The sequence below is a fragment of the Micromonospora sp. WMMD714 genome, assembly GCF_029581315.1.
GTDB lineage: Bacteria > Actinomycetota > Actinomycetes > Mycobacteriales > Micromonosporaceae > Micromonospora > Micromonospora rifamycinica.
In genome coordinates, this window is the sequence record NZ_CP120744.1 from 124,221 (window position 1) to 141,504 (window position 17,284).

Consider the following 17,284-nt stretch of genomic DNA (forward strand, 5'->3'; position numbering starts at 1 on the left):
CCGACGGTCGTACGGTGAACAGGCGGTGTCACGGTAGCGGACGCACGCCCGCGCGACCCAACGGGTGTGGGCGCGTCCGCCCACTGGATTCCGGATATCGGCGAGGACCCCGGGTCCGCCAGGGCAGCGCGGGCCCGGGGTCCTCCCCGCACCGTTCAGACCGGTCGGACGCGCACCGTCACCGGCTCGCCGTCGCCGACCTCGCCGGTGAAGCCGGTCAGGTCGTCGACGAAGTCCACCGTGTCCGCGAGCACCTCCCGGGCGACGAACCCGGTGTACGCCGACACCGCCTCCCGGACGTCCCCGGAGGCCGACACCGCCAGCGCGATCCGGTCCGAGATGTCCAGGTCGGCGTCCCGGCGAGCCTGCTGCACGACCCGGACCACGTCCCGGGCCAGCCCCTCGGCGGCCAGCTCCGGGGTGACCCCGGTGTCGAGCACGACGACCCCCTCGCCGCCGGGCAGCGGCGCGGAGTGCTCGGCGTCGGCGGCGACCAGGCGCAGCTCGTACTCGCCCTCGGCGAGGGTGACCCCGGCGGCGACGGGAGCGCCGTCGCGCAGCTCCCACTCCCCCGCCTTGACCGCCCTGATCACCTGCTGCACCTGCTTGCCGACCCGGGGGCCGAGCGCCCGGGGCACCACGGTCAGCACCTGCTGGCAGTAGTCGGCGACCTGCTCGGAGAACTCCACCGCCTTCACGTTGACCTCGTCGGCGACCAGGTCGGCGAAGGGCCGCAGCTGGTCGGCGACCGGCGAGGCCACGGTCAGCCTCGGCAGCGGCAGCCGGACCCGCAGCCCCTTGGCCTTGCGCAGCGACAGCGCCGCCGAGCAGACGTCCCGGGTGGCGTCCATCGCCGCGACCAGGTCGTGGTCGGCCGGGAGGTCCTGCGCCGACGGCCAGTCGGTCAGGTGCACCGACCGTCCGCCGGTCAGCCCGCGCCAGATCTCCTCGGCGGTCAGCGGGGCCAGCGGCGCCACCACCCGGCAGAGCGTCTCCAGCACCGTCCACAGGGTGTCGAACGCGTCGGCGTCACCCGACCAGAACCGGTCCCGCGAGCGGCGCACGTACCAGTTGGTCAGCGCGTCGAGGTAGGACCGGACGGTGGCGCACGCCCCGGAGATATCGTACGCGTCCATCTGCGCACCGGCCGTCTCGACCAGTTCCCGGGTCTTGGCCAGCACGTACCGGTCGAGCAGGTGCGTGCTGTCCACCCGCCGCCGGGCGGTGTGCCCGTCGGCGTTGGCGTAGAGCGAGAAGAAGTACCAGACGTTCCACAGCGGCAGCAGCACCTGGCGTACGGCGTCCCGGATCGCCGGCTCGGTCACCGCCATGTCCCCGCCGCGCATCACCGGCGAGGACATCAGCATCCAGCGCATCGCGTCCGAGCCGTACGAGTCGAAGGCGTGGTAGACGTCCGGGTAGTTGCGCAGGCTCTTGGACATCTTGCGCCCGTCGGAGCCGAGCAGGATGCCGTGGCTGAGGCAGTTGCGGAACGCCGGCCGGTCGAACAGCGCGGTGGCCAGCACGTGCATGGTGTAGAACCAGCCCCGGGTCTGCCCGATGTACTCGACGATGAAGTCGCCCGGGTAGTGGTGCTCGAACCAGTCGGCGTTCTCGAACGGGTAGTGCACCTGGGCGAACGGCATCGACCCGGACTCGAACCAGCAGTCCAGCACCTCCGGCACCCGGCGCATGGTCGAGCGCCCGGTCGGGTCGTCCGGGTTGGGGCGGGTCAGGTCGTCGACCGCCGGCCGGTGCAGGTCGGTCAGGCGGACGCCGAAGTCCCGTTCGATCTCGGCCAGCGAGCCGTAGACGTCCAGCCGGGGGTAGTTCGGGTCGTCGGACTTCCAGGCCGGGATCGGCGAGCCCCAGAACCGGTTGCGGCTGATCGACCAGTCCCGGGCGTTGGCGAGCCACTTGCCGAACGAGCCGTCCTTGATGTGGCCGGGGGTCCAGTTGATCTGCTGGTTCAGCTCGACCATCCGGTCCCGGAACTGCGTCACGGCGACGAACCACGACGACACCGCCTTGTAGACCAGCGGCGTGTCGCAGCGCCAGCAGTGCGGGTAGGAGTGGGTGTAGGTGTCCTGCTTCAACACCACCCCCTGCTCCTTGAGCTCCCGGATCACCGGCTTGTTGACGTCGAAGACCTGCTCGCCCTGGTACGGCGGGACCAGCGCGGTGAACCGGGTGTGGTCGTCCACGGTGACGATGGTGGGGATGCCGGCGGCGTTGCAGACGTTCTGGTCGTCCTCGCCGAAGGCCGGGGCCAGGTGGACGATCCCGGTGCCGTCCTCGGTGGTGACGAACTCCGCGCCGAGCACCTGGTAGGCGTTCTCGCCGGCCTGCTCGACGAGGAAGTCGTAGAGCGGGGTGTAGCGGCGTCCGACCAGAGCCTTGCCGGTCACCCAGCCGACCTGCTCGTACCCCTCCAGCTCCTTGGTGTACGCCCCGAGCCGGGACTCCCCGACCACGTACCGCTGGCCGTCGCGCTCCAGCACCGCGTACCGGATGTCCGGGCCGACGGCGAGCGCGAGGTTGGACGGCAGGGTCCACGGCGTGGTGGTCCAGACGCCCAGCCTGACCGGCCCGCGGACCAGCTCCGGGGCCCGCTCGTCCGGGGTCAGCTCGAACCACACGGTCAGCGTCGGGTCGTGCCGGTCGCGGTAGACGTCGTCCATCCGGGTCTCGGTGTTCGACAGCGGCGTCTCGCACCGCCAGCAGTACGCCAGCACCCGGAAGCCCTCGTAGACCAGACCCTTGTCGTGCAGGGTCTTGAAGGCCCACATGACGCTTTCCATGTAGTCCAGGTCGAGGGTCTTGTAGTCGTTGGTGAAATCGACCCAGCGGGCCTGCCGGGTGACGTACCGCTCCCAGTCCTGGGTGAACTCCAGCACCGACGAGCGGCACGCGTCGTTGAACCGGGCCACCCCGAGGTCGAGGATCTCCGCCTTGCTGGTGATACCGAGCTGCTTCTCGGCCACCACCTCGGCGGGCAGGCCGTGGCAGTCCCAGCCGAAGCGCCGCTCGACGTGCCGACCGCGCATGGTCTGGTAGCGCGGCACCACGTCCTTGACGTACCCGGTGAACAGGTGGCCATAGTGCGGCAGGCCGTTGGCGAACGGCGGACCGTCGTAGAAGACGTACTCGTTCTTGCCGTCGTCGCCGGCCGGCCGGGCCGCCACCGAGGCCTCGAAGGTGTGGTCGGCGGTCCAGTGCTCCAGGACACGGCGTTCGACCGCGGGCAGGTCCGGGCTCGCCGGGACGCCGGCGGCGGTCGGGTCGTGCAGCGGATAGCCCATCGGGGGTCGCTCTCCTCTGGCAGCTCACTCAGTCGTGGTCTGCGAGGACGAGCCTGGTCAGGTACGCCGTCGTCGACGCCCCGGGCCGGGCCCGCGGTACCACCCCGCTTGACGGTCAGGATCGACCGCCCGCTCGTTGGCCGGCTGTGACGGGCCGCCCCGTCCGGTTCTACTCGGGTGTCGCCACCGTTTCTTCCGGAGGCTCACCGGTGATGGCCGGGTCGTCGCCTGTACCGGCAAGGATACTCGACGGGTGCGGGCCACCGCCGCCGAGTAACGGGGGTGCGGCCGGCCCCGCCGACCCATAGATTCGCGGCCATGGGTGAGTACGCGATCGAGGCGGTGGGGCTGTGTCGCCGCTACCGCAGCCGGACCGGTTGGTTACGGCCCCGGCGCCGGGAGGTGCACGCCGTCGCCGGGGTCGACCTCGCGGTGGGCCACGGTGAGCTGTTCGGCCTGCTCGGCCCGAACGGCGCCGGCAAGACCACCACCATCAAGCTGCTCAACACCCTGCTCGTCCCGACGGCGGGCACGGCGACGATCTGCGGTTTCGACGTGGTCCGGCAGACCCGTGAGGTGCGCCGCCGGATCGGGTACGTCTTCGGCGGCGACCGGGGTCTCTACGACCGGCTCTCCGCCCGGGACAACCTGCGTTACTTCGCCGAGCTGTACGGCGTCCCGGGCCGGGAGCAGAAGCGGCGGATCGCCGAGCTGTTCGAGCTGGTCCGGCTGACCGGCCGGGAGGACGACCGGGTCGAGGGCTACTCCCGGGGGATGCGCCAGCGGCTGCACATCGCCCGGGGGCTGCTGCACCGGCCCCGGGTGCTCTTCCTCGACGAACCGTCGATCGGGGTCGACCCGGTGGCCGCCCGCGAGCTGCGGCAGACCGTCGCCGACCTGGCCGCCACCGGCACCACCGTGCTGCTGACCACGCACTACATGGCCGAGGCCGACGAGCTGTGCGGCCGGATCGCGGTGCTCGCGGGCGGCCGGATCCAGGCCCTGGGCACCCCCGCCGAGCTGCGTCACCACGCCGACGGCCGGCGGGTGCTGGAGGTGGAGGCGTACGGGGTGACCGACGGGCAGGTGGCCGCCATCCGGGCCAGGCCCGGCGTCCGCGAGGTGAGCCTGGCGGTGCACGGGGCGGCGCAGCTGCTCGGGGTGCAGTCCGACGCGGGGGTGGACGTGCAGGCCGCCGTGCTGCGGGAGCTGGACGGGGTACGGCTGGGCCGGGTGACCTCCCGGCAGCCCACCCTGGAGGACGCCTACGTGGCGATCGTCAACCGGGCGGCGGGGCCGGCGACGCTGGACGGGCGGGTGCCGGCGTGAACACCGTGCGGATGATCGCGGTCGGCGCGCTGCTGCACGTCAAGCAGTTCAGCCGGTCCCCGTTCGAGATCGCCGTCGCGCTGGTCGTCCCGGTGGTGCAGGCGACCCTGGCGGTCTACCTGTTCCGGGCCGGCGGTGCGCCGGACCGGTTGCTGGAGGCGGCGGTGGGCGCGGGCCTGATGGGGGTCTGGTCGACGGTGCTGTTCGGCTCCGGTGGGGCGATCCAGAACCAGCGCTGGCAGGGCACCCTGGAAATGATCATGTTGGCGCCCCGGTCGCCGGCGCTGGTGCTGCTGCCGGTCACCCTGGCCACGGGCATCACCGGCACGTACGCGATGCTCGCCACGTTGGCCTGGGGCCGGCTGCTCTACGGCATCCCGCTCGACTTCGCCCATCCGGTGGCCTTCCCGGTCGCCGTCGCCGGCTGCGTCGCCGGGCTGGGCATGTTCGGGCTGCTGCTGGCGTCCAGCTTCGTGCTGCTGCGGCACGCCAACGCGCTGGCGAACATGCTGGAGTACCCGATCTGGCTGGTGTCCGGGATGCTCGTGCCGGTCACCGCGCTGCCCGGCTGGACCGGGCCGGTCGCCGCGGTGCTCCCGACCACCTGGGGCGCCCGCGCGGTGCACGAGGCCGCGGCCGGCGGCCCGGTCTGGCCGGCGCTGGGCGTCTGCCTGGCGATCAGCCTGGCCTGCCTGGCCGCCGGCTGGGTGTTGATGACGTACGTCGAGCACCGGGCCCGGGTCGCCGCGACCCTGGCCCTGGCCTGAGGGGGCACCGGTGACCGCCCTGCCCCGACCGGTCGACGGAGGTTCCCGGTGAGTGCGCTGTTCCGGCTGGTCGGCGTCGGCGGTGTGATCGCCTACCGGGCCCTGTTCAACTGGACCACCCCGTCGATCTTCGTGGGCACCCTGCTGGTGGGTCCGCTGTTCCAGCTCTTCTTCTTCGCCTACCTGGGGCGGGAGTTCGGGGTCGCCGACGACCGGTTCTACGTCGTCGGCAACGCGGTGCTCACCGCCTCGCTGGCCTGCGTCTTCGGCGGCACCATGGCGGTGGCCAACGAGCGGCGCTTCGGCACCCTCGGGCACGTGCTGCTCTCGCCGCGCAGCCGCACCGCGATCTTCCTCGGCCGGGTGCTGCCGTACGCCGGCAACGGTCTGCTGATCGCGGTGAGCACGCTCACCGTGGCCGCGCTCCTGCTCGACCTGCGGATCGCGCCCACCGCGCTGCCCGGCCTGCTGCTGGCCCTGGCCACGGCGTCGCTGGCCTGCGGCTTCTTCGGGCTGACCCTGGGGGCGTTGGGGCTGCGCTTCCGGGACGTCTTCCTGATCTCGAACGTGGCGGTGGCGCTGCTGCTGCTGTTCACCGGGGTGAACGTGCCGGCCGGTGACCTGCCGGCCGGGGTGCGCGCGGTCGGCGCGGTGCTGCCGGTCACCCATGCCGCCGACGCGGCCCGGCGGCTGGCCGGCGGGGCCACCCTGGCCGACGTCCTGCCGGCGATCGGCGTCGAGCTGGCCGTCGGGGTCGGCTACGCCGTGCTGGCGGCCGGGCTGCTGACGGTGTTCGAGGCGGAGTCCCGTCGCCGCGCCTCGCTGGACACCCTCTAGGCGCGGGCCGGCGGGCCGCCGCCCGGTCACGGGTCAGCCGGTGACCTCCCGGTAGCGGTCGAGCATCGCGTCCACCTGGGTCGGCACCTGGAGCTGCACGAAGTGTCCGGAGCCCACGGTCTGCCCGATGAACGCCTGCGGGGCGAGTTCGGCCAGCCGGGCGTAGTCGGCGAACGGGGCGTTGCTGCCCACGAAGAGCAGCGGGCGGTCCCAGCGGCGCAGGGCGGTCCCGTCCCCGTCGGCGGCGATCCAGTCGGCCAGCCCGGCGATCGGCGCGTACGCCACCTCGGTGGAGGGTCGGGCCGTGGCCGCCACCACCCGCTCCACCAGGCGCGGGTCGGAGTAGGGCGGGAAGTAGGACCGGACGATCGACTCCCGGACCGCGCCCGAGGTGTCGTCCCGCAGCGAGGCCGCCACCTGGCCGATGGCGGCGGCGGCGCCGGGCGGCCCGGCCACCGCGGAGTCCAGCAGCACCAACCCGGTGAACCGGGTCCGGTCGCCGGCGGCGGCCACCAGCGACCAGACGCCGCCCAGGCTGTGCCCGATCACGAAGACCCGGTGCAGGTCCAGGGCCTGGGCGAAGGCCCGCAGATGGTCCGCCATCGCGGTCACGCCGTAGCCGTCGGCGGGGGGCGGGCTGGCCCCGTGGCCGGGCATGTCGACGGTGATCGCCCGGGCCTCCCGGTCGACCAGGTGCCGGGCCAGCGGGGTCATGAAGTCGTGGTCACAGCACCAGCCGTGCACCAGCAGGAAGGTGTCGCGCCGGCCGTGCCCGTGCGTCCAGTACCGCATCCCGGCGGCCGTCTGCCCGTCCATCGTCGAGTCCTCCCCGAGGTGTACGCAGCGTGGTCTTCCTTCCACCTAAGCGCGCCCACCCGATTCTGTCGCGGCGTATTGTTCCTTTTAGCACGCCTAGACCTTTTTGTGGGCGCGGGTGACGGTGGACGGGGGTGCGGCCGGTGGACGGGTCGATCGACGAGTTCTTCGCCGGTCTGACCACCGACTGCCGGGGGCGGTTGCCCGCCGCCCCCGCCGGACTGCTCCGCTTCGACCTCGTCGCCGAGGACGGGGAGACGGCCACCTGGTTCGTCCGGCTCGCCGCCGGCCGGCCACAGGTCGCCCGGACCGGTGACCACCCCGACTGCACCGTGGAGGTCCGGCCGGCGGCGTTCGCCCGGCTGCTGGCGGGCCGGGACAACCTGGTGGCGATGCTGCTTCGGGGAAGCGTCTCGGTCGCCGGCGACCTGGCCCTGCTGTTCACCTTCCGGCGGCTGCTGCCGGTGCCCGCCGACAGCACCGGGACGGACCCGTCGGCCGACCTGGTCCCGCACACCGCCCCCCACTTCATCGGGCTGCACGAGACCACCAGCGTCTTCGCCGGCAACCTGTTCATGATCAGCGCCCAGAACGGGGACGTGCTGACCGAGCCGACCACCCCGCTCGGGCTCTTCTCCTTCGACACCCGGTTCCTGTCGACCTGGCGGCTGACCGTCAACGCCGAACCCCTCTCGGTGCTCTCCGTCGACGACGTCGCCACCTACGAGGCGAAGTTCGGACTGGTGCCCGGCGAACCCACCCACTACGTCAACGCCACCACCTCCGTGCTGCGCCACCGCTGGGTGGGTCCGGAGTTCGAAGAGGAGATCACCCTGTTCAACTACGCGCCGGAGCCGGTGCGCTACGTCGTCCGGCTCGACGCGGCGGCGGACTTCGCCGAGGTGCTGGAGGTGCGCGACGGCTTCCGCCGGTCCCGGCCGGTGACCGCCACCATCGCCGAGGACACCCTCCGGCTGCACTACAAGCGGGGCGGCCTGCACCGGGAGACGGTGATCACCTCCAGCACGCCGGCCCGGTTCGACGAACGCGGCCTGACCTGGACGTTCACCATGGCGCCCCACGACACCTGGTCCACCCGGCTGCGGGTGCTCGCCCTGCTGCGCGACCTGCACCGCCGTGACCTGCGGGAACGACTGACCAGCTCGGTCGGCCGCAACCACCACCAGCGGGGCCGGGACATCGCCGACCGGACCGCCGTGGTGCCCCGGCTGCGCGCCGACCACAAACCGTTGCAGCAGGCGTACGAGTACGGCGTCCGGGACCTGGCCGCGCTGCACTACCCCGGGCTGAACTTCCAGACCGCCCTGCCCGCCACCGGACTGCCCTGGTCGATGGCCCTGCTCGGCCGGGAGAGCCTGATCAGCAGCTTCCAGGCGCTGCCCTTCATGCCCGACCGGGCGGTCAACACGCTGCGCATCCTGGCGCTCAGCCAGGGCGTCCGGCAGGACCCGTTCCGGGGCGAGCAGCCCGGCAAGATCGTCCAGGAGAGCCGCTACGGCGACTCCGGCGCGTTCAACGACACCCCGGAGGCCGCCAGCTTCACCGCGGCCGACACCACCGCCCTCTTCGTCATCCTCCTCGACGAGTACGAACGCTGGACCGGTGACGAGGACCTGGTACGCCGCTTCGAGTTCGAGGTCCGCGCCGCCCTGGACTGGCTCGACACCGACGCCGACCCGGACGGCACCGGCTACGTCTGGTCCGCCCGTCACCCCACCCGCACCGGACCGCAGAACGAGAGCTGGCGCAACTCGGCCGAGGCGATCTGCTTCCACGACGGCCGCCCGGCCACCTTCCCGCAGGCGATCTGCGAGATCCAGGGGTACGCCTACGACGCCCGCCGACGGGCCGCCCGGATGGCCCGCCGCTTCTGGGCCGACCCGGCCTGGGCCGACCGGCTGGAACGCGACGCCGCCACGCTACGGGAGCGGTTCGACCGGGACTTCTGGCTGCCCGAGCGCGGCCACTACGCGGTGGCGTTGCAGGGCGACGGCACCCCGCTGGACTCGCTGACGTCCAACATGGGCCACCTGCTCTGCACCGGCATCGTCGCCGACCACCGCGCCGAGCAGGTGGTGGCGCACCTGTTCTCCCCGGCGCTCTACTCCGGCTGGGGCATCCGCACGCTGGCCAGCACCGCGGCCGAGTACAACCCGCTCGGGCACCACACCGGCGCGGTCTGGCCGTGGGAGAACTCGATGATCGCCTGGGGGCTGCGCCGGGCCGGTTTCCGGGCACACGCCGGCCGGATCGCCACCGGGCTGCTCGACGCCGCCCGGCACTTCCAGGGCCGCCTGCCGGCATACCTCACCGGCTACGACCGGGCCATCACCCACGTCCCGGTCCCGCACGGCTTCACCGACAGCCCGTACGCGCCGTCGGCCGGAGCGCCCCTGATGCTGCTGCGGGCGCTGCTCGGCCTCGAACCGTACGAGGACCACCTCGCCGTCGACGCCGCGATGCCGGAGGAGCTGGGGCAGATCGAACTGCTCGACATCAGGGGTCGCTGGGGGTACGCCGACGCCCTCGGCCGGGGCCGCCCCTTCAGCGACCGCCCCACCCGGTAGCGCCCGCGGCCCGGCCCGGAGGGCCGGCTCCGCCTGCTGCCCGGCCCGGCCGGTCGGCCCCGGCGGGTGACCGGGGTGGCGGACGGTCAGCCCAGGGCAGGGAACCAGAGCGCGATCTCGCGCTTGGCGCTGTCGACCGAGTCCGAGGCGTGCACCAGGTTCTCCCGGTTGGACAGCGACAGGTCGCCCCGGATCGTGCCGGCGGCGGCCCGACGCCCGTCGGTGCTGCCGATCATCGCGCGGACCACGTCGATCACCTGGTCGCCGGAGAGCACCAGCGAGACCAGCGGCCCACTGGTCATGAACGTCTTCAGCGGCGGGTAGAACGGCTTGTCGACGTGCTCGGCGTAGTGCTGGTCGGCGAAGCCGCCGTCCAGCGTCCGGGTCTCCAGCGCCTCGATCCGCAGGCCCTTCCGCTCGAAGCGGGAGATGATCTCGCCGACCAGGCCGCGACGCACCGCGTCCGGCTTGATCAGTACGAGGGTGCGCTCATCCGGGCTGCTGTTGGACACGCTGGGTTCCTCCTGTGCGCGCATGGCGGTTCGGCTGGGTACGGTCAGCCTAGCGACCCGGTCCCGGCACCGACGCGGCGGCTGCTCTTTCCCTCGGTCGCCGACCGGCCTAGCCTGGCTCTGACCCCTGGGAGGTCCACTGTGGCGAATGGCGGGAACCGCACCATCGCGCCGGTACGAAAGTTGATCGCCGCCGTGCTCGGCACCGTGGCGACCTTCGTCGTCCTGTTCGGGCTGGGCATGACCAGCTGGGCCATCGTCGCGCTGGGGGTGGCCCTGGTGGTGCTCGCCATCGCCCTGGGCACCGTGCGCGGCGGCGGGCGCACCTGGGTGGTCGGCGTCGGCCACGTGCACAGCGCCTCCGAGCCACCCACCCAGTACGCCTTCGGCCGGTGCGAACTCCAGCTCGTGATCGACGCGCCGGGCATGCCGCCCCGGTCCAAGAAGATCATCGAGCCCCGGGTGCCGGTGGCGAAGTGGCCGTCGCTGGGGCAGACCCTGCCGATCCGGGTGGCCCTGGACGACCAGCGGCACGTCCGCGTCCTCTGGGACGAGGTGCCGACCCACACCGAGTCGGCCTCCACGCCGGCCGACCTGCCGCCGGAGTACGCCGGGGCCGAGCCGCTCGACGACCTGCTCATCCAGCAGGAGGCACCGCCGTGGGCGGGGCGGACGGCCGACGACGACTTCCGGGACGAGTTCCGGGACGACCCGCTGCCCACCGACCCGCCGACCGCCGACCCGCCGCAGGCCGACCCGCTGCGGCCGGCGGCCTCCCGCCCGGAGCCGGCGCGGGCCGAGTCGCTGCGGGACGACGTCGGGATGTTGACCGACGACCGCAAGCCGGTGGTCGTGCACCAGCGGCCCGGCGGTCCGGTGGTGCTGGAGGGCACCGTGGTCGAGCAGCCGGCGTCCGGTGGGTTGCCCCGCCGGGCCACCGTCACCACCGCGCCCACCCCCCGCCCGCCCGCCGAGGAGCGGTTCGACGAGCCGATCCTCGACCCGGTCGACGTGCCCCTCGACGCCCCCGCCGCCGAGGGCCGGCTCGACCCGGAGCTCGACGAGGCGATCTTCGGGTACGACCCGACCACCGCGCCGGACGACGGGGACGACCGGGAGGACCCGGCCGCCCCGATCAGTGGCGTCGGGCTGACCCTGCTGGTCACTGACCTGGCCCGGTCCCTGGAGTTCTACCGCGACATGCTCGGCTTCGAGGAGTTCGACCGGGGCTCCGGCAACGCGGTGCTCGCCTCCGGGGCGACCCGGCTGGTGCTGCGCGAGGTGACCGGGGCGGCCCCGATGAGCCGCCGGCTGGTCCACGTCAACCTGGAGGTGGACGACATCGAGGCGGCCTACCGGCGGCTCAAGGACACCGGCCTGCGGTTCACCTACGCGCCCCGGGTGGTCAACCGGGGTTCCCGGGTGGAGGTGTGGGCCGCCGCCTTCCGCGACCCGGACGGGCACGGCATCGCGCTGACCCAGTGGCGGGAACGCGCCGACGCCTGACCCGCCCAGCCGAGGACGACCCGGCGGCACCCGCCCAGCCGGGGACGACCCGGCGCGCGGTCGACCGAGGATGACCCCGGCACCCGCTCAGCCGAGGATGACCCGGCGCACGTGCAGCGCGTACGCCCACACCAGCGCGAAGATCACTCCCAGGCCGAACAGCGACCAGTGCAGCAGGCCGGCGAGCAGCAGCAACCCCTGGAGCACGGTGCCCGCCGACCAGGCCCACCCGCGGCGCATCAGCCCGGCCAGCAGCACCGCCGCCACGGCCAGCGCCACGGTGGCCGCGATCGCCGCGCCGCCGAAGTCCCCGCCGACCACCCGGATCGGCTGGATGGCGAGCAGCAGGACCAGCGCCTCCAGCCCGAGCGTCCCGGCACCGAGGCCACGGACGGCCGCCTCCGGGTTACGCAGCCCGGAACGCCGCCCGGGGTGCCCCGCCGACGCCCCGCCATCCCCAGTCGGGGCCTCCCCCGGCGGGAGGTCCCCGGTCGTCGTTTCTCCCGGCGGGAGGTCCCCGGTCGGCGCGCCTCCCGGCCGGGTGTCCCCGGGTCGGGTCGCCCCGGGCGGGGACGACCGGTCGCCCGGGGTGACCGGGTCCGGGCGGTCCGGCCTCGGCCCGGTCATCGCTTGAGCAGCCGTCGGGCGTCGGCCACCGTCACCACCGAGCCGGTGACCAGCACCCCCACCCCGGACAACTCCCCGGGAACGTCGGCCTCGGCCTCGGCGACCGCCGCCTCGATGGCGTCCGGCATGTCGGCGGCCACCTGCACCCGGTCCGGTCCGAAGACCTCCCGGGCCAGCTCGGCCAGCTCGTCGGCGGGCATCGCCCGGGGCGAGGTGTTACGGGTGACCACGAGCGAGTCGAGCACCGGCTCCAGCAGCTCCACCAGGCCGGCGGCGTCCTTGTCGCCGAGCACGGCGAGCACCCCGACCAGCTTGCTGAACGCGAACTCCTCCTGGAGCGCGGTGACCGTGGCGGCCATCCCGTGCGGGTTGTGCGCCCCGTCCAGCAGCACCGTCGGGGCGTTGCGGACCTTCTCCAACCGTCCCGGGGAACTGGTCGAGGCGAAGCCCTCCCGGACCGCCTCGATGTCGAGCTGCCGCTTCGCCCCGGCCCCGAGGAACGCCTCGACGGCGGCGAGCGCCACCGCGGCGTTCTGCGCCTGGTGCGCGCCGTGCAGCGGTACGAAGACCTCCTCGTACACCCCGCCGAGGCCCTGGATGGTCAGCACCTGGCCACCGACGGCGACCGCCCGGCGCGGCACCCCGAACTCCGCGCCCTCCCGGGCGACGGTGGCACCGACCTCGGCGCACCGTTCCAGGATCGGCCGGGCCGCCGCCTCCTCCTGGGCGGCGGCGATCACCGTCGCACCGGAGTGGATGATGCCGGCCTTGTGCAGGGCGATGTCCTCCAGGGTGTCGCCGAGCCACTCGGTGTGGTCCAGCCCGATCGGGGTGAGCACCGCCACCCCGGCCTGGAGCACGTTGGTGGCGTCCTCGGCACCGCCCAGGCCCACCTCCACCACCGCCACGTCGACCGGCGCGTCGGCGAACGTGGCGAAGGCCAGCGCGGTGGTCAGGTCGAAGTAGGTGAGCGGCTCGGCCGACCGCTGGTCGACCAGGTCGGCCAGCGGCTTTACCTCCCGGTACGTGGCGACGAAGCGGGCCTCGTCGACCGGCTCCCCGTCCAGACTGATCCGCTCCCGGACGGTCTCCAGGTGCGGGCTGGTGTAGCGGCCGGTGTGCAGGCCGAAGGCCCGCAGCAGCGAGTCGATCATCCGGGCCGTGGACGTCTTGCCGTTCGTCCCGGTGAGGTGGATCGACGGGTACGCCCGCTGCGGGCTGCCCAGCAGGTCGAGCAGCGTCTCGATCCGGTCCAGCTCGAAGTGCATCCGGGTGAACCCGCGCGCGGCCAGCTCGGCGTCGACGGCGGCGAACTCGCCGGCCCCGGGCCGGCTGGTGTGGTCGGTGCGGTCGGTCACGAGGGAAGCGCCTCCAGAGCGGTGTCGATCCGGACCAGGTCGGCCTCGGCCACCGCCAGCCGGTCGCGGATCTTGGCGACCACCGGCTCCGGGGCCTTGCCGACGAACGCCGGGTTGTCGAGCTTCGCGCGGGCCTGCGCGACCTCCTTCTCGGCGGCCGCCCGGTCCTTGGTGAGCCGGGCCCGCTCCGCGGCCACGTCGATCGACCCCCGGGTGTCCAGCGCCACGCTGACCTCGCCGGGCATGGCGAGGGTGGCGCTGGCCTGGAAGTCGTCCGCCGGGGCGTCCAGCCGGACCAGCGAGCGGATCAGCGGCTCGTGCGTCGCGATCCCCGCCCCGGCCAGCCCGTCCAGCCGGGCGGCCACCCGCTGGGTGGGCCGCAGCCCCTGGTCGGAGCGGAACCGCCGGATCTCGGTCACCACCCGCTGGACGGTGCCGACCTCGCGCTCCGCGGCGTCGTCCACCAGGGTACGGTCGGCGACCGGCCAGGCCGCGGTCACGACGGTGTCGCCGCCGGTCAACGCGGTCCACAGCTCCTCGGTGACGAACGGGACGACCGGGTGCAGCAGCCGCAGCAGCTGGTCCAGCACGTGCCCGAGGACCCGGCGGGTGGCGTCGGCGGCCGGTCCGCCCGCGGCGAGCACCGGCTTGCCCAGCTCCACGTACCAGTCGCAGACGTCGTCCCAGGCGAAGTGGTAGAGCAGGTCGCACACCTTCGCGAACTCGTACGCCTCGAACTGCTCGTCCACCTCGGCGGTCACGTGCGCCAGCCGGGACAGGATCCACCGGTCGACGGTGGAGAGCCGGTCGGCCGCCGGCAGCGGACCGGTGGTGTGCGCGCCGTTGAGCAACGCGAACCGGGTGGCGTTCCAGAGCTTGTTGCAGAAGTTGCGGGAGCCCTGGCACCACTCCTCGCTGACCGGCACGTCCCCGCCGGGGTTCGCGCCCCGGGCCAGGGTGAACCGGGTCGCGTCGGCGCCGTACCGGTCGATCCAGTCCAGCGGGTCGACCACGTTGCCGAACGACTTCGACATCTTCTTGCCGTGCTGGTCGCGCACCATGCCGTGCAGGGCGACAGTGGCGAACGGCGGCCGGCCGTCCATCGCGTACAGGCCGAACATCATCATCCGGGCGACCCAGAAGAAGAGGATGTCGTAGCCGGTGACCAGCACGGTCGTGGGGTAGAACTTCGCCAGGTCCGGGGTCTGCTCCGGCCAGCCGAGGGTGGAGAACGGCCACAGGCCGCTGGAGAACCAGGTGTCCAGGACGTCCTCGTCCTGCCGCCAGCCCTCGCCGGTGGGGGGCGTGTCGTCGGGGCCGACGCAGACGATCTCGCCGGCCGGGCCGTACCAGACGGGGATGCGGTGTCCCCACCAGAGCTGCCGGGAGATGCACCAGTCGTGCATGTTGTCGACCCAGGCGAAGTAGCGCTTGGCCAGCTCGGCCGGTTCGATCCTCACCCGGCCGTCGCGCACCGCGTCGCCGGCCGCCTTGGCGAGCGGGGTGGTGTTGACGAACCACTGCAACGACAGCCGGGGCTCGACCGTGGTACGGCACCGCGAGCAGTGCCCCACCGCGTGCAGGTTCGGCCGCTTCTCGGCCACGACCCGGCCCTGTTCGCGCAGGGCGGCGACGATGGCCGGGCGGGCCTCGTACCGGTCCAGGCCCTGGAACGGGCCGGGGGCGGTGACGACACCCCGCTCGTCCATGATCGTCAGTGCCGGTAGGTCGTGCCGCTGGCCGATCTCGAAGTCGTTCGGGTCGTGCGCCGGAGTGACCTTGACCATGCCGGTGCCGAACGCCGGGTCGACGTGCTCGTCGGCGACGATCGGGATGCGCCGGCCGGTCAGCGGCACCTCGACCTCGGTGCCGACCAGGTGCCGGTACCGCTCGTCGTCCGGGTGCACGGCCACGGCGGTGTCCCCGAGCATCGTCTCGGCCCGGGTGGTGGCGACCACCACGTCGTCGCTGTACCGGATCGAGACCAGCTCGCCCTCGTCCTCGGTGTGCTCGACCTCGATGTCGGACAGCGCGGTCAGGCAGCGCGGGCACCAGTTGATGATCCGGTTGGCCCGGTAGATCAGGCCATCGTCGTAGAGCTTCTTGAACATGGTCTGCACGGCCCGGGACAGGCCCTCGTCCATGGTGAAGCGCTCGCGGTCCCAGTCGACCGAGTCGCCCAGGCGGCGCATCTGGCCGAGGATCGCCCCACCGGACTCCGCCTTCCACTGCCAGACCCGCTCGACGAACTTCTCCCGGCCGAGGTCGTGCCGGGACAACCCCTGACCGGCGAGTTGCCGCTCCACCACGTTCTGGGTGGCGATACCGGCGTGGTCCATGCCGGGCAGCCAGAGCGCCTCGTACCCCTGCATCCGCTTGCGGCGCACCAGCGAGTCCTGGACGGTGTGGTCCAGGGCATGCCCCATGTGCAGCACGCCGGTCACGTTCGGCGGGGGGATGACGATGGTGAAGGCCGGCCGGTCACTCTGCGCCGACGCCCGGAAGTGGCCGGCGGCTACCCACTGCTCGTACCGTCGCTGCTCTACCTCACCGGGCTGGTACTGGCCGGCAAGGGTCGGGGCGTCGGGGCGTCGGGCATCCAGTCTCTCGGTCACCCGCAAAAGTCTACGGAGCGCTTCGGCGGAGCTGACGTGCGCCACCGGTCATTCGCGTACGGTGGCGAACATGTCCGACGCACATCTCACCGAGCGGCAGCTCGTCGAGGGGCCGGAGCCGGTCGAGCTGACCGACGAACCGATCACGCTGAGCACCCACGACCCGGCAGGCGGCTCACCGCCGAAGGGTCCGGCGTCCCGACGGCGGCGGATCGCGCTGACCGTCGCCCTGGTGGTCGGCCTGGCCGGTGCCGCCGCGCTGGGCACCGCCGGCTGGCGGATCGCCCGGGAGAAGGACGTCCGGCTCGGCACCCCCGACCGGGTGGCCGGTCTCACCCGTGACGACTCGGACCGGGCCCGCAGCACCGCCGACTACCTGCGCAGCGGCTTCGCCGCCGACATCGAACTGGACCGCAGCGTCGGCACGGTGTACAGCGATCCGGCCGACGAGAAGCGGGCGGTGCTGTTCTTCGGCGGCACCACCCTGCTCTGGCAGCCGGAACGCGACCTGGACAGCCTCTTCGGTCTGATGGCGGACGAGACCGGTCGGGTGACCGACCTGCGCGGGGTGCCCGCCGGCAGGTATGGCGGTGTGATGAAGTGCGGGCGGACCAGCGGCGACGGAGGCGACTTCGCGGTCTGCGGCTGGGCCGATCACGGCAGCGTCGCGATGGGCATGTTCGCCAACCGTTCCGTCGACGAGTCGGCCGACCTGTTCCGCCAGATCCGCGACGTCGTTCAGACCCGGGGCTGATGCGGCAGATCCGCAATGGTGTGCGGACCGGGGGTTGCCCGGTCCACGGCGGGTCGACGTCGGATAGCCGGCCGGAAATGCAGAATGCCCACCCCGTAAAGGGGTGGGCATTCCACAATGATTGTCCGGCGGTGTCCTACTCTCCCACACCCTCCCGAGTGCAGTACCATCGGCGCTGGAGGGCTTAGCTTCCGGGTTCGGAATGTAACCGGGCGTTTCCCCTCCGCCATGACCGCCGTAACCTTATGAACATATCAAACAACACACACACCC

12 protein-coding genes and 1 rRNA gene are annotated in these 17,284 nt (G+C 72.8%); 6 read left to right on the forward strand and 7 right to left on the reverse strand.

Annotated features, from left to right (window positions below; all coding sequences use genetic code 11):
* Positions 1-155 precede the first annotated feature (155 nt).
* Positions 156-3,302, reverse strand: coding sequence for an isoleucine--tRNA ligase (ileS, locus tag O7625_RS00560; protein ID WP_282343519.1), 3,147 nt, complete (start codon positions 3,300-3,302; stop codon positions 156-158).
* Positions 3,303-3,620: 318 nt separating this feature from the next.
* Between ileS and O7625_RS00565 the strand changes: the two genes are divergently transcribed.
* From O7625_RS00565 to O7625_RS00575, 3 genes are read left to right on the forward strand one after another with little or no spacing between them, the layout of a single operon-like run.
* The gene (locus tag O7625_RS00565; protein ID WP_282343521.1) at positions 3,621-4,631 is read left to right on the forward strand and encodes an ABC transporter ATP-binding protein; all 1,011 of its coding nucleotides are present in this window, start codon (positions 3,621-3,623) and stop codon (positions 4,629-4,631) included.
* Positions 4,628-5,398 carry an ABC transporter permease gene (locus tag O7625_RS00570; RefSeq protein ID WP_231932539.1) on the forward strand — a complete coding sequence of 257 codons (771 nt, stop codon included), beginning with the start codon at positions 4,628-4,630 and terminating at the stop codon, positions 5,396-5,398. The genes O7625_RS00565 and O7625_RS00570 overlap by 4 nt, the downstream gene beginning before the upstream one ends.
* A 48-nt stretch (positions 5,399-5,446) precedes the next feature.
* Complete coding sequence (locus O7625_RS00575) at positions 5,447-6,235, forward strand: ABC transporter permease (RefSeq protein WP_282343522.1); 789 nt, start codon at positions 5,447-5,449, stop codon at positions 6,233-6,235.
* 33 nt (positions 6,236-6,268) lie between these two features.
* On the opposite strand, the gene O7625_RS00580 is transcribed toward O7625_RS00575, so the two are convergent.
* Positions 6,269-7,051, reverse strand: a complete 783-nt coding sequence (locus tag O7625_RS00580; RefSeq protein ID WP_282343524.1) for an alpha/beta fold hydrolase — start codon at positions 7,049-7,051, stop codon at positions 6,269-6,271.
* Between the two features lie 143 nt (positions 7,052-7,194).
* Here O7625_RS00580 and O7625_RS00585 point away from each other — a divergent pair, with 143 nt between their 5' ends.
* Positions 7,195-9,639, forward strand: a complete 2,445-nt coding sequence (locus tag O7625_RS00585) for a glycogen debranching N-terminal domain-containing protein (RefSeq protein ID WP_282343526.1) — start codon at positions 7,195-7,197, stop codon at positions 9,637-9,639.
* A gap of 86 nt (positions 9,640-9,725) precedes the next feature.
* On the opposite strand, the gene ndk is transcribed toward O7625_RS00585, so the two are convergent.
* Positions 9,726-10,151 (reverse strand): nucleoside-diphosphate kinase, encoded by a 426-nt coding sequence (gene ndk, locus O7625_RS00590; RefSeq protein ID WP_067315060.1) that lies wholly within the window; start codon positions 10,149-10,151, stop codon positions 9,726-9,728.
* A gap of 141 nt (positions 10,152-10,292) precedes the next feature.
* Here ndk and O7625_RS00595 point away from each other — a divergent pair, with 141 nt between their 5' ends.
* The gene (locus tag O7625_RS00595) at positions 10,293-11,657 is read left to right on the forward strand and encodes a VOC family protein (RefSeq protein WP_282343528.1); all 1,365 of its coding nucleotides are present in this window, start codon (positions 10,293-10,295) and stop codon (positions 11,655-11,657) included.
* A gap of 87 nt (positions 11,658-11,744) precedes the next feature.
* Here O7625_RS00595 and O7625_RS00600 read toward each other — a convergent pair whose 3' ends face one another.
* The 3 genes from O7625_RS00600 to O7625_RS00610 all read right to left on the reverse strand — a co-directional run bounded on the left by O7625_RS00600 (position 11,745) and on the right by O7625_RS00610 (position 16,257).
* Complete coding sequence (locus O7625_RS00600; RefSeq protein ID WP_282346752.1) at positions 11,745-12,071, reverse strand: DUF4233 domain-containing protein; 327 nt, start codon at positions 12,069-12,071, stop codon at positions 11,745-11,747.
* A 209-nt stretch (positions 12,072-12,280) separates the two neighbouring features.
* Complete coding sequence (locus O7625_RS00605) at positions 12,281-13,552, reverse strand: folylpolyglutamate synthase/dihydrofolate synthase family protein (protein WP_282346754.1); 1,272 nt, start codon at positions 13,550-13,552, stop codon at positions 12,281-12,283.
* An 86-nt stretch (positions 13,553-13,638) separates the two neighbouring features.
* Complete coding sequence (locus O7625_RS00610; RefSeq protein ID WP_282343529.1) at positions 13,639-16,257, reverse strand: valine--tRNA ligase; 2,619 nt, start codon at positions 16,255-16,257, stop codon at positions 13,639-13,641.
* A gap of 70 nt (positions 16,258-16,327) precedes the next feature.
* Here O7625_RS00610 and O7625_RS00615 point away from each other — a divergent pair, with 70 nt between their 5' ends.
* Positions 16,328-17,011, forward strand: coding sequence for a hypothetical protein (locus O7625_RS00615; RefSeq protein WP_282343530.1), 684 nt, complete (start codon positions 16,328-16,330; stop codon positions 17,009-17,011).
* Positions 17,012-17,134: 123 nt separating this feature from the next.
* Here the strand turns inward: O7625_RS00615 and rrf are convergent.
* A 5S ribosomal RNA gene (gene rrf / locus O7625_RS00620) occupies positions 17,135-17,251 on the reverse strand.
* Positions 17,252-17,284 lie beyond the last annotated feature (33 nt).

Coding starts and splice junctions, on each gene's coding strand:
- ileS (WP_282343519.1), bottom strand. CDS start 3,302: ATGGGCTATCCGCTGCACGACCCGACCGCCGCCGGCGTCCCGGCGAGC.
- O7625_RS00605 (WP_282346754.1), bottom strand. CDS start 13,552: ATGCACTTCGAGCTGGACCGGATCGAGACGCTGCTCGACCTGCTGGGC.
- O7625_RS00615 (WP_282343530.1), top strand. CDS start 16,328: ATGTCCGACGCACATCTCACCGAGCGGCAGCTCGTCGAGGGGCCGGAG.
- O7625_RS00565 (WP_282343521.1), top strand. CDS start 3,621: ATGGGTGAGTACGCGATCGAGGCGGTGGGGCTGTGTCGCCGCTACCGC.
- O7625_RS00580 (WP_282343524.1), bottom strand. CDS start 7,051: ATGGACGGGCAGACGGCCGCCGGGATGCGGTACTGGACGCACGGGCAC.